A 12900-nucleotide genomic window follows, 5' to 3' on the forward strand; every position below is an offset into this window, starting at 1 on the left:
TCAGGGTCATCGCATCGTGGTTTGACTCCCTCGCGGTCCCGCGCTCCCCTACATCAATGAAGGCCCGCTCCATCCCCGTCCGCTCGCCCGCGATCACGCCCGAGATCATGCTGCGCGCCTATGCCGCCGGCATCTTCCCGATGGCGGAGACGGCCGACGACCCGAACCTGTTCTGGGTCGAGCCGGAGCTGCGCGGCGTCATTCCGCTCGACCGCTTCCATCTCTCGACGCGGCTGGCCCGCACGGTTCGCGCCGACCGGTTCGAGGTCCGGGTCGATGGCGACTTCGACGCGGTCATCGCGGCCTGCGCCGAACCTCGGCCCGACCGACCCGAGACCTGGATCAACCACCGCATCCGCGAGATCTTCGGCGCGCTGTTTCGCATCGGCCACGTGCATACGGTCGAATGCTGGCGCGACGGCGCGCTGGTCGGCGGGCTGTACGGGCTGGCGCTGGGCGGGGCCTTCTTCGGAGAGAGCATGTTTCATCGGGAGACCGACGCCTCCAAGGTGGCGCTGGTCCACCTCGTCGCCCGGCTGCGCCTGGGCGGCTACAGCCTGCTCGACGCGCAGTTCCAGACGGCGCATCTCGCCCAGTTCGGGACGCAGGAGGTGCCGCGTGCGGCCTATCGCGGTCTGCTCGAGCGGGCGCTGGCCAAACCCGGCGACTGGGCGATCTGGGGCCCCGACCGGCCCCTCAGCGGCGCGCAGGCCGTCGCTGCGCTGCCGCCCCGCTGAAGCGCCGGAACATCAGTTGCTGCCGGCGGGATCGCGACCGGGATTCGTCGGGAAAAAGCGCTGTCGCGGCGCCTGCTGCGGCGCCACCGGCACGCCGCGCGGCGGCAGCACGTCGATACGCTGGCCGGAAGCCGGCGGCGGCGCGCGGCCGGGCTGCTCGATGACGTCGCGCGCCGGCGCCGTCCGCGGCCGGCGCGGCTCCTCGGCGATCGGCGCCTCGGGCTCCTTGGGATCGACCACGAGTTCGGTGCCGCCTTTGCAGTCGGTCAGCCAGACGTCGTAGATCGCATGCTCGACGCCGTGCAGGCCCGGACTCGACGCATACATCCAGCCCGTGAAGATGCGCCGGTACTCGTTGCTGAAGGTGACCTCGTCGACCTCGGTGAAGGTCGTGGTCTGCGGCGCCTCGGTTGGCGGCCGCGTCCAGCAGACGCGCGGCGTGAGCTGCAGCGCGCCGAACTGCACGGTCTCATCGACGGCGACCTCGAACGAAATGATCCGGCCGGTGATCTTGTCGAGCCCGGCGAAGACGGCGGTCGGATTGCGGATGCGGTCGGCCGCAGCCGGGCCGGTCAGAGCCAGAGACAGAAACAGGGCCGAAGCCAGGCCGGCCAGGACCGGAATGCGAGGGAGCGACGGCATGACGGCTTTGCGAATCTCTAGCGGCAGCGCGGTCTGCCCGCGACGCCAGCGCAGTAACACGTCAATCGCAGCGGAAAAAGGGCGCGGCATCAAGCAACCGGGCGCCACCCGAGCGGCTCTAGCGCCCCGGTGTCCAGGGCTGGTAATCGCCGGTCGCCGCAGGGCGCTCGCCCACGGCCAGGGTCGAGCCCTGGGGACGGTAAGCCTGCGGCGTGCCGGTCCAGTTCTGCTGATGCGGCTGCTGCCACTCGCGCGCCTCGTAGCGCTCTTCGGAGGGCGCGACGTCGACGGTGTGATGCAGCCAGCCATTCCAGCCGGGCGGGATTCGCGAGGCCTCGATGTCGCCATTGTAGACGACCCAGCGGCGCTGGAAGCCGAGCGCCTTGTCCTTCACCCCACCCTTGGTGCGGTAGTAGACATTGCCGAACTCATCCTCGCCGACCCGCTCGCCGAAGCGCCAGGTGTGGAGGCGCGTGCCCAAGGTCTGGCCGTTCCACCAGGTGAAGATCTGCAGCAGCCAGGGTTTCATCGCGCTCGTCCCGCAAAAGGGGTTGCCGCGCGTCGCGCGGTCTGTCGTCGGCGCGACTTATGGCGGTCGTCGAATGCCCTGTCCAGTGTCCACAAGATTGAGGTGCGGCGCCGCGAGCGCCGCATCACAGCACGATTCGCTCGACGGCGATGGCCGAAGATAACCTGCCCTCGTATGGCGCGATTCGCATGGCTGCGTCGGTCAAAAGCCCTTTCGGGGCGGGTGGTTTAGCCCGCTCGCAGAGCCTTTCTGCGAAGGGGGCCTGCCAGCCATGGCAGGAAAGCAACAGCTGACGATGTTCGGTCGCAGTTGAGCGATCCGCCCGGCGCCGCTTGAGGGCGCCGGGCCATCAGCTCTTGCGATTCTGCGAGGAATTTCCGAGGCTTGTGGAGCGGTCTGACACTTATCCCCTGAGTTCACAGCCGCCCACTAGATGTCGTGCCTGGCGGTAAGGCGGCGCACTAATCCTTGACGGAACGCCCCATCCGGGACTAGGTTTTGACAGTCGCATGACGGCCGGCGGAAACGCCAATCGACACCTGCGAATGAGTTTCCAAAGGGGTCGAGGCGGTCTCACGCGGCACACCGGCAAGGGTGCGCCGGGTCGATGCGCGCGGCCTTTGCGGCCGCAACCGGACGAGCGAGGCGGGACACAACGCCGCGACGTCCACGGGGCAATCAAACCGAGTTTGGACTGACATCAGGAGCCGGTGATCAACCGGCCGCGCGAGGCATCCGCCCGCGGCAAGCATTAGGATGACGGATCATGCGCATCGAGCGCCGCTATACCTCAGCCGGCCAGTCGCCCTACGCCGCGATTCCCTTCCGATCCGCGGTCAGCGAGATCCGCAATCCCGATGGGTCGATCGTGTTCCGGCTGGAGGGCATCGAGGTGCCCGAATCCTGGTCGCAGGTCGCCAGCGACGTGCTCGCGCAGAAATACTTCCGCAAGGCCGGCGTGCCCGCCGCCTTGAAGAAGGTCGAGGAGAACGACGTCCCCTCCTTCCTCTGGCGCTGCGTGCCCGACGAGGCGGCGCTGGCCAAGCTTCCCGAGAGCGAGCGTTATGGCTCGGAGATTTCCTCCAAGCAGGTCTTCGACCGGCTCGCCGGCTGCTGGACCTATTGGGGCTGGAAGGGCGGCTATTTCACCTCGGAAGAGGACGCCGCCGCCTTCCATGACGAGCTGCGCTTTATGCTCGCGACCCAGCGCGTCGCGCCGAACTCGCCGCAATGGTTCAACACCGGCCTGCACTGGGCCTATGGCATCGATGGTCCCAGCCAGGGCCATTTCTATGTCGACTACAAGACCGGCAAGCTGACCAAGTCGAAGTCGAGCTACGAGCATCCCCAGCCCCATGCCTGCTTCATCCAGGGCGTGCAGGACGACCTCGTCAACGAGGGCGGCATCATGGACCTCTGGGTCCGCGAGGCGCGGCTGTTCAAATACGGCTCGGGCACCGGCTCGAACTTCTCGATGCTGCGCGGCGAGGGCGAGAAGCTCGCCGGCGGCGGCCGCTCGTCGGGCCTGATGTCCTTCCTCAAGATCGGCGACCGGGCGGCGGGCGCGATCAAGTCGGGCGGCACGACGCGTCGCGCCGCCAAGATGGTCGTGGTCGATGTCGACCACCCCGATATCGAGACCTATATCGACTGGAAGGTGAAGGAGGAGCAGAAGGTCGCGGCCCTCGTCACCGGCTCCAAGACCGTGCAGAAGCACATGAAGGCCGTGCTCAAGGCCTGCGTGAACTGCGAGGGCGAAGGCGACAGCTGCTTCGACCCCGAGAAGAACCCGGCGCTGAAGCGCGAGGTGAAGCTCGCCCGCAAGGCGATGGTGCCCGACAACTACATCAAGCGCGTGATGCAGTTCGCCAAGCAGGGCTACACCGACATCAAGTTCGACATCTATGACACCGACTGGGATTCGGAGGCCTATCTCACCGTCTCCGGCCAGAACTCGAACAATTCGGTCTCGCTGACCGACGACTTCCTGCGCGCCGTGGAGACCGACGGCGACTGGAACCTCACCGGCCGCACCACCGGCAAGGTGATGAAGACGCTGAAAGCCCGCGACCTCTGGGAGAAGATCGGCTTCGCCGCCTGGGCCTCGGCCGATCCCGGCCTGCACTTCAACACGACGATGAACGACTGGCACACCTGCAAGGCGTCTGGCCGCATCCGCGCGTCCAATCCCTGCTCGGAATACATGTTCCTCGACGACACCGCCTGCAACCTGGCCTCGGCCAACCTGCTGCAGTTCTACGACAACGAGACCAAGGCCTTCGACGTCGCCGCTTACGAGCATCTCTGCCGGCTCTGGACCGTCGTGCTCGAAATCTCGGTGACGATGGCGCAGTTCCCCTCCAAGGAAATCGCCGAACTCTCCTATGAGTACCGGACGCTGGGCCTCGGCTACGCCAATATCGGCGGCCTGCTGATGAGCATGGGCCTGGGCTATGATTCCGATGAGGGCCGCGCACTGGCTGGCGCCCTGACCGCGATCATGACCGGCGTCTCCTATGCGACCTCGGCCGAGATGGCGGGCGAGCTCGGCCCCTTCCCCGGTTACAAGAAGAACGCAGCCCACATGCTGCGCGTCATCCGCAACCACCGCGTTGCGGCCCATGGCATGGCCACCGGCTATGAGGGCCTCGAGGTCACCCCCGTGCCGCTCGACCATAGCACGCTGGCCCGTCTCGGCGGCACCTCCTCGCTGATGTCGGAGCGCGCCCGCATCGCCTGGGACAACGCGCTGGCGCTCGGCGAGAAGCATGGCTACCGCAACGCCCAGGCGACCGTGATCGCGCCGACCGGCACGATCGGCCTCGTCATGGATTGCGACACCACCGGAATCGAGCCCGATTTCGCCCTGGTGAAGTTCAAGAAGCTCGCCGGCGGCGGCTACTGGAAGATCATCAACCGCGCCGTGCCCGACGCGCTGCGTGCGCTGGGCTACCGCGAGCACGAGATCGCCGAGATCGAGGCCTATGCGGTCGGCCATGGCTCGATGGCGCAGGCGCCCGGCGTCAACCACGGCTCGCTGCGGGCCAAGGGCTTCCCGCAGGACAAGATCGACGCGGTCGAGAAGGACCTCAAGGCCGCCTTCGACATCAAGTTCGTCTTCAACAAATGGACGCTGGGCGAGGATTTCCTCGTCAACACGCTGAAGGTGCCGGCCGAGAAGCTCAACGATCCGAGCTTCGAAGTCCTGCCCTTCCTCGGCTTCTCCAAGGCCGAGATCGAGGCCGCCAATGTCCATGTCTGCGGCGCGATGACGCTGGAAGGCGCCCCGCATCTCAAGACCGAACATTACAAGGTCTTCGACTGCGCCAACCCCTGCGGGCGCATCGGCAAGCGCTATCTCTCGGTCGAGAGCCATATCCGGATGATGGCGGCCGCCCAGCCCTTCATCTCGGGCGCCATCTCCAAGACCATCAACATGCCCAACGACGCCACCGTCGAGGATTGCAAGAGCGCCTATATGCTCTCCTGGAAGCTGGCGCTGAAGGCCAACGCGCTCTACCGCGACGGCTCGAAGCTCTCGCAGCCGCTGAACTCGGCCCTGATCAGCGACGAGGACGACGAGGAGGATGCGGTCGAGGCGCATTACCAGCAGCCCATGGCCGCCCGCACGACGCAGCTCACCGAGAAGATCGTCGAGCGCATCGTCGAGAAGGTCGTGCGCGAGCGCGAGAAGATGCCCGCCCGCCGCACCGGCTACATCCAGAAGGCGGTCGTCGGCGGCCACAAGGTCTATGTCCATACCGGCGAATATGCCGACGGACGCCTCGGCGAGATCTTCATCGACATGCACAAGGAGGGCGCCGCCTTCCGCGCGATGATGAACAACTTCGCCATCGCGGTGTCGCTCGGCCTGCAATATGGCGTGCCGCTGGAGGAGTATGTCGAGGCCTTCACCTTCACGCGCTTCGAGCCCTCGGGCTTCGTGCAGGGCAACCAGTCGATCAAGAACGCCACCTCGATCCTCGACTATGTCTTCCGCGAACTGGCGATCTCCTATCTCGGCCGGCACGATCTCGCCCATGTCGATCCTAGCGAAATCGGCCATGACGTGATCGGCGGCGGCATCAGCCAGGACAAGGCGCCCGAGACGACCACGCCGATCACCACGAGCCCGCTGGCCTCGACGGGCTTTCGCCGCGGCAAGCCGATGAACTTCCACGCCATCCAGGGCGGCGGCGGTTTCGCGGTGGGCACCGAGACGGTGGCCCGCGGCGGCGCCACGGTAACCGCGCTGATCACCACCAGCCCAACCGCGCTCAAGGAGGAGCCGGAGAGCTTCGGCGAGGCCGACATGGCCAAGCTCGGCTTCGCGGCACCCGCCGCACAGCCCTCGGCGTCAGAGCGCCGGGCCGAGGCGATCATGAAGGGCTATGTCGGGGATTCCTGCGGCGAATGCGGCAACTTCACGCTGGTGCGGAATGGCACGTGTTTGAAGTGCAATACGTGTGGCAGCACGACGGGGTGTTCTTGATCCGATAGATTTCGAGATGTGCAGAGAGGCATAGTGTTGCCGCGATTGTCGGTCGAGTTCCGCAATCGATCGACGGACGCCCGGTTCTAGCCGGGCGTCCAATCTCATTATGATCGGTCACTTCGTGCTGCCACGGTTGTGAGTTGCATCAACGACCTGGCTGCTGCGATTCGGCTTTGGACCTTCGATTGATAAGTGCCCTGCTCCGGCGCGACTCGGCGTGGCTCCGCCTGAACAAGGCAATCGAGGTCGGAGGGGCTCTTATGCCTCAAGACCGAACCTCTTTTGGTGGTGCTAGCCGAGGCGGTTGTTGGTGCTTCGGCAAGACAAGTGCCCAAGTTGGCCCCCCGCCGACCTCTGGCAGGTCTGCTTCCGGGCAACCAGATGGGTGTGGCGGTCTCGCTGCCGGAGGTGGCTCATAGGTGTCACTGCAAGCGTCTGCTGTTGGGCGCGCACCACTCAAGCCCACCGGTAGGGTCAATTCCGCCTCAAATCGTCACGATGCTTATGATGTTTCGCCAGCTCTCGCTTTCAGGAGCGCACAGCAGCCCCGTCGAAGCCAACCTTGGACGATAGTCGCTTCCGTCGAGCATCCGCGCATGCCCACCGGCCTCGTTGTAAAGCAGAACGCCCGGGGCATGGTCCCACGGATTCAGGGCGCCGTAGAGAAGGAAGTCGCAGTTGCCACGGGCTGCGAGCCGATATTCCTGGCCGCAGCAGCGTAGCGACGAGACCTGCCCAAATTTCGCGAAGCGCGCCGGTATAGTGCTGCGCAGCGGCTCGGGAAAATAGGCCCAGCCCACCATGCCGCTAATCGAATCGGGAGATGGAGCCCGGCCAACGCGCAGGTCACGCGTGCCGGCATCGCCCTGCAGCCAGGCGCCCTCTCCGCGCAGGGCAAGCGCGCTGTCGTCGAGCACCGGATCATGGATCACGGCCGCCACGGTCTCGCCCTTGACGATGGCGGCCGCCATCACCGCAAACAGGGGCAGGTCGGCCGCGTAGTTCAAAGTGCCGTCGATGGGGTCGATGACGAAGGCGAGTTCGGCCTCGCCGAGCCTGTCGAGCAGCGTCGGATCGCGCGTCGTCGCCTCCTCGCCGACGAGGACCGCACCGGGAAAGGCGCGCGCCAGTTCCGCACCGATGAAGCGTTCGGCGGCCTCGTCGGCTTCCGTGACCAGATCGCCCGGTGTCGCTTTCTCGCGGATCTCTCCCGCCGCCAGCTTGCGGAAGCGCGGCATCACCTCGCGTCGCGCCGCCTCGACGAGAATGCCGGTCAGCCGCTCATGATCCGCCCTCATGAAGATCATGTCCCGGCCCTTCGCCCCGGCTCAGCCGACATCGAATTCGACCAGGATCGGTTGGTGGTCGGAGGCGCGCGTCTCGACATCGCAGACGATGCGGCGGGCGCAGGCCGCGAGATCGGGCGTCGCCAGCACATAGTCGAGGCAGCCGGGTGGGCCATAGGTCTGATCGACGATAAAGGCGGTCGGCGGCGGTGGCGTATCGCCCATCACGGCGGGCCAGAGATCGACCAGCGGCGGCGCCCCGTCGTCGAAGGGCGCCTGCAGCCGCGCCAGCGAGGGATCGTCCGGCAGCATGTTGAAATCGCCGGTGAGGATCGCGCTCGCCGTGTTCGGCGTCGGCGCATAGGTGTGCGGGCCTGCTTCGCGCGGCGTGCGGGCGCGGGACGCGGCCATGCGATGCGCCGCCCGGATGCCCTCGACCTGGGCGGCGCGCAGCACCGGCGACGAGTATTCCAGATGCGTCGTCATCAGCCGCACCGGCCCCAGCGGGGTCTGCGCCACCGCCTCGATCAGCACGCGCGGCATGTTGCGCGTCGCCGCCGCCTCCCAGGGCAGGAGATGGCGCAGGGCCTGCGCGACGCGGTAGCGGGTCAGGATCAGGTTGCCGAACCGCTTGCGCCCGCCCCGGCCGTCATCGACATCGACGCCGATGCCCTCGATCGCGGTGAAGCCCGGCAGCATCTGCGCAAACAGCGCGAACTGGTCGGTGGCGTCGTTGCCGTCGAGATCGGCGAAATTGGCCGCAACCTCCTGCAGGCAGAGCACATCGAAATCCGCCATCGCCCGGGCGTGGTCGATGATCCGGCGCGGATCGACGATCCCGTCGGTACCCCGCGACCACTGGATGTTCCAGGTGATCAGCTTCATCTGCAACCGGTATCTTTACTTGATGCCCGCGCGCATGAAACTCTGCACGAACTGGCGCTGGAAGAGCAGGAAGCCGATGAGCAGCGGCGCCGAGGTCATCAGCGTCGCCGCGCAGATCACCGCCCAGTCGATGCCCTGGTCGCTCGACGAGAACACCTGCAGGCCGACCGTCAGCGGCCGCGATTCGACGGAGTTGGTCACCAGCAGCGGCCAGAGGAAGTTGTTCCAGTGATAGCTCACCGAGACCAGCCCATAGGCGATATAGGTCGGCTTCGCGAGCGGGACATAGACCTTCATCAGAACCTGAAGCGGCCTCGCGCCCTCGACGCGGGCGGCGTCGTCGAGTTCCTTGGGCACGGTCTTGAAGGTCTGCCGCAGCAGGAAGATGCCGAAGGCCGAGGCGATATAGGGCAGCGCGATCGCCGGGATCGTGTCGATCAGGCCAAAGCGTGACAGCGTGCGGTAGTTCTCGACGATCAGCGCATCGGGCATGATCATCAATTGCGCCAGGATCAGAGCGAAGGCGACGTCGCGGCCCCAGAAATCCTGCCGCGCCAGCGCATAGGCCGCCAGGGTCCCGAGCACGAGCTGGCAGGCGAGGATCATCGTGACCAGGATGAAGGTGTTCAGGAAATAGCGCGCGAAGGGCGCCGCCGCCCAGGCCCGGGCGAAATTGTCCAGCGTCAGCGGCGCGGTCAGCTCGAAGCGCGTGGTGTACTCGGCCGGATGGATCGCCGCCCACACCGCATAGGCGAGCGGCAGCACCCAGATCAGTGCCAGCAGGATCGCTCCCGTCGATTCCAAGGTCAAGGACCATCCTTTGGGGGCGTAAGGGTCGGACCCCGTCGCGGCCGCGACCGGCCGTGGCGCGGCGCTCATCGATAATGCGTCCTGCGCTCGAGGAAACCGTACTGGACGAAGGCGACGATCGCGAGCAGCGCCAGCAGCACGCAGGTCAGCGTCGCCGCATAGGCCGTGTCCCAGAAGCTGAACCCGACCTGGTAGATGTAGAACAGCAGCAGCGTCGTGGCGTTGTCGGGCCCGCCGCGCGTCATCACGAAGATATGGTCGACCATGCGGAAGGCGTTGATCACGGCATTGATCAGTACGAACAGCGTCGTCGGCATCAGCAGCGGGAACTGCACCCGTCGGAAATAGGTCCAGCGCGAGGCACCCTCGATCGCCGCCGCCTCGCCGAGATTGAGCGGGATCGCCTGCAGCGCCGCCAGATAGAAGATCATGAAGAAACCGGCTTCCTTCCAGATCGCGACGACGGTCACGGCATAGAGCGCCGTATCCTGCGAGCCCAGCCAGTTGGTGTTGCGGCCGCCGAACGCGTGGATGATCTGCTCGAGCAGCCCGTATTGCGGCGTGAAGAAGAACAGCCAGATATTGGCCACCGCGATCATCGGCAGGATCGTCGGCGTGAAGAACGCCATCCGCACCCAGGTCCGGCCTGCGATCTTGTCGTTGACCCAGACCGCCATCAGCAGCGCGAGCGCGATCGAGGTCGGGATGGTGCCGAGCGCGAACCAGAGATTGTTCGACATCGCCTTCCAGAAGATCGGGTCCGCCAGCATCTGCTGGTAGTTCTCGGCCCCGACGAAGCGCGCGGGCCTGCGCCCGCGCGGTGTCGAATGGAAGCTCTCGACGAGGCTCGCGACCGCCGGCCAATGGGTGAACAGGGCCAGACAGGCCATGGCCGGCAGCAACAGCAGCCAGCCATGGACCGTCGCGGTCGCGCGGTTCGTCATCTCTCAGCGATACGGCTTCAGGATGCGCTCGGCTTCCGCCTGCGCATCCTCCAGCGCCTTCTGGGGGGTCTTGGTCCCCGTCAGCGCGGCCTGAAGCCCGTCGTTCAGCGCCTTGGTCACGCGCTGGTTCTCATGCGTCGAGAGTTCGGCGACCGCATGCGGGAGCTGGTCGCGCGCCACCAGGGCCGGCGGGAAATCGGCCGCATAGGCCTTCATCGCCGGCGTCTCATAGGCCGCAGGCGAGACCGCGACATAGCCGGTGTCGATGCCCCATCGCGCGGCGCGCTCGGGCGTGGTGATCCAGCGGATGAACTTGAACGCGGCTTCCTGCTGGGCCGGCGTCGCCTTCTTCGACAGGTAGAAATTGCCACCGCCGGTGGGGCTGCCACGACGCTTGCCAGCCGGCAGCATGGCGACGCCGAAGGGGAATTTCGCGTTGCTGCGGACATTGGTCAGGTTGCCCGTCGTGGTCCAGATCATCGCGACCTTGCGCTCGAAGAAGTCCTTCGGCGTGGTGCCCCATTCGACGATGCCGGGGGGATGGACCTTGTGCTTCTGCGACAGGTCGACCCAGTATTGCAGCGCCTCGACCACGGCCGGATCGGCATAGTTGGTGGTATTGCCGGCGGCATTGGCGAGGATCGCGCCGGCCTGGGTCGACAGGCACTGGAACAGCCAATAGGGGAAGCCCGAGGACGGGATCTGCACGCCCCACTGGGTGACGTTGCCCGCCGCGTCCTTCTTGGTCAACTTCTGAGCGAAGTCGAGCAGCTCGGCCCAGCTCGCCGGCGCCTTCTCCGGATCGAGGCCGGCTTCCTTGAACAGCTCTTTGTTCCAATAGAGCACCACGGTCGAGCGCTGGAAGGGGATGCCCCAGGTCTTGCCGCCGGTCTGGCTGTTTTCCATGAAGGCGGGAAAGAAGCCGGCGAGCCACTTCTTGTCGTCCTCGGTCTTCACGAAGCTGTCGAAGGGAACGATGGCGTCCTCGTCGATCAGCGTGAACATGTCGGTGGAGAGCAGCACCGAGGTCACCGGCGGCGTGCCGCTCTTATGCGCGGTCAGCGCCTTGACGATCGTTTCCTGATAGGTGCCGGAATAGATCGGCTTCAGCTTGATCGTCGGGTTCTCTTTCTCGAAATCGGCGGCGTAGCTGTCGATCAGCTTGGTGATCGGCCCGCCCACGGCGACCGGATAAAAGAACGAAACCTCGGTCGCCGCCTGCGCACGGGCAAGGCCCGGCAGGGCCAGTGTGCCCGCGAGCGCCGCAGCGCCGCTCAATACGTCACGCCTGTCCATCTTGTCTTCTCCTGCTGTGGTGGATCACGCGCCCGCGCCGCTTCGCGACGGGTCTCAACCCGTCGCCAATGCTCGCTCGGACGCCTGATCGAACCAGTGCAATGCCGATTGTGACAGTGTGATGTAGACGGTTTCGCCCGGCTTCGAACGGACCTTTCCGGCGCGCCGGACGATGAAGCCATGGCCGCCGATGCGGGTTTCGACCAGCGTATCGGCCCCCAGATATTCCACCGCCACGACCTCGGCTGCGATGCCGGCATCGCCGAGCTCGGTCATTTCCGGGCGAATGCCGACGGCCAGCGTCGCCGGATCGCGCCCCGGCGGCGGCGTCAGCTGCCCCGCGCCGCCCGCCGCCAGGATCGCCTGCAGCGGCAGGACATTCATCGGCGGCGTGCCGACGAAACGCGCCACGAAGATGCTAGCCGGGTTCTCGTAGATCGCGTCGGGCGGCGCATCCTGCTCGATGCGGCCATGGCGCATCAGCACGACCTGATCGGCCATCGTCATCGCCTCGACCTGGTCATGCGTGACATAGACCATGGTGATACCCAGCCGCTGCTGGAGTTCGCGGATTTCGCGGCGCATCTCGACGCGAAGCTGCGCATCGAGGTTCGACAGCGGCTCGTCCATCAGGCAGACCGGCGCTTCCGCGACGATGGCGCGCCCCAGCGCGACGCGCTGCTGCTGCCCGCCCGACAGTTGCGAGGGTTTGCGGTCGAGCAGCCCGCCCAGCCCCAGGATGTCGGCGGCGCGCGCCAGCCGGGCATCGCGCTCGGCGCGCGGGACCTTGCGCACCTGCAGCCCGAAGGCGATGTTTTCCGCCACCGAGAGATGCGGGAACAGCGCGTAGTTCTGGAAAACCATGGCGATGCCGCGCCGCGATGGCGGGGCCTGGGTGACATCGCGACCACCGATCAGGATCGCGCCGCTGCTGGTCTCCTCCAGCCCCGCGATCAGCCGCAGCGTCGTCGACTTGCCGCAGCCCGACGGCCCCAAAAGCGCGACGAGCTTGCCGGCCTCGACGGTGAAGCTGACCTGGTCGACCGCAGCAGCGCCGCCCCAAGTCTTCGAAATAGTCTTGAGTTGTACGGAAACCATCAATCAATCGGCCTGCTGCGTCACGCCATATCGATATCGCTCAAAACAAGTCGTTCGCACAAGGCTGTACCGAACATAACGGCGCCTTGTGATATGGCCGGGAGAGCTGGCTCGGGAAATCTGAACAGCGGGCGTAGGTGGATTTTCGGCCTGAACGCGGCATGATTGTCGTGAACAG

At 66.1% G+C, this 12900-nt stretch carries 10 protein-coding genes; 2 read left to right on the forward strand and 8 right to left on the reverse strand.

Annotation, left to right across the window (positions count from 1 at the left end):
* Nucleotides 1–56: 56 nt before the first annotated feature.
* Entirely contained in the window at nt 57–737 is a 681-nt protein-coding gene (gene aat, locus IP69_RS04575; RefSeq protein WP_054141635.1) for a leucyl/phenylalanyl-tRNA--protein transferase, read from the forward strand.
* Between the two features lie 12 nt (nt 738–749).
* Here the strand turns inward: aat and IP69_RS04580 are convergent, their stop codons facing one another.
* Complete coding sequence (locus IP69_RS04580) at nt 750–1379, reverse strand: DUF2155 domain-containing protein (protein ID WP_054141657.1); 630 nt, start codon at nt 1377–1379, stop codon at nt 750–752.
* A 118-nt stretch (nt 1380–1497) separates the two neighbouring features.
* Nucleotides 1498–1908 (reverse strand): NADH:ubiquinone oxidoreductase subunit NDUFA12, encoded by a 411-nt coding sequence (locus tag IP69_RS04585; RefSeq protein ID WP_054141636.1) that lies wholly within the window; start codon nt 1906–1908, stop codon nt 1498–1500.
* A 766-nt stretch (nt 1909–2674) separates the two neighbouring features.
* Here IP69_RS04585 and IP69_RS04590 point away from each other — a divergent pair.
* On the forward strand, nt 2675–6400 hold the full coding sequence (locus IP69_RS04590; RefSeq protein ID WP_054141637.1) for a vitamin B12-dependent ribonucleotide reductase: 3726 nt from the start codon (nt 2675–2677) through the stop codon (nt 6398–6400).
* Nucleotides 6401–6888: 488 nt separating this feature from the next.
* On the opposite strand, the gene IP69_RS04595 is transcribed toward IP69_RS04590, so the two are convergent.
* The 6 genes from IP69_RS04595 to IP69_RS04620 all read right to left on the reverse strand — a co-directional run bounded on the left by IP69_RS04595 (nt 6889) and on the right by IP69_RS04620 (nt 12722).
* A complete protein-coding gene (locus tag IP69_RS04595; protein WP_082358969.1) occupies nt 6889–7701 on the reverse strand; it encodes an inositol monophosphatase family protein in 813 nt (270 codons plus the stop codon).
* A gap of 30 nt (nt 7702–7731) precedes the next feature.
* Entirely contained in the window at nt 7732–8574 is an 843-nt protein-coding gene (locus tag IP69_RS04600; RefSeq protein WP_054141639.1) for an endonuclease/exonuclease/phosphatase family protein, read from the reverse strand.
* A 15-nt stretch (nt 8575–8589) separates the two neighbouring features.
* Nucleotides 8590–9384 (reverse strand): carbohydrate ABC transporter permease, encoded by a 795-nt coding sequence (locus IP69_RS04605; protein ID WP_054141640.1) that lies wholly within the window; start codon nt 9382–9384, stop codon nt 8590–8592.
* A 65-nt stretch (nt 9385–9449) separates the two neighbouring features.
* Entirely contained in the window at nt 9450–10328 is an 879-nt protein-coding gene (locus IP69_RS04610) for a sugar ABC transporter permease (protein WP_054141641.1), read from the reverse strand.
* A 3-nt stretch (nt 10329–10331) separates the two neighbouring features.
* A complete protein-coding gene (locus IP69_RS04615) occupies nt 10332–11624 on the reverse strand; it encodes an ABC transporter substrate-binding protein (RefSeq protein WP_054141642.1) in 1293 nt (430 codons plus the stop codon).
* Nucleotides 11625–11678: 54 nt separating this feature from the next.
* Nucleotides 11679–12722, reverse strand: a complete 1044-nt coding sequence (locus IP69_RS04620; protein ID WP_054141643.1) for an ABC transporter ATP-binding protein — start codon at nt 12720–12722, stop codon at nt 11679–11681.
* Nucleotides 12723–12900 lie beyond the last annotated feature (178 nt).

Origin of the sequence: Allobosea sp. AAP35 (assembly GCF_001295925.1) — a bacterium.
Taxonomy (GTDB): Bacteria; Pseudomonadota; Alphaproteobacteria; order Rhizobiales; family Beijerinckiaceae; genus Allobosea.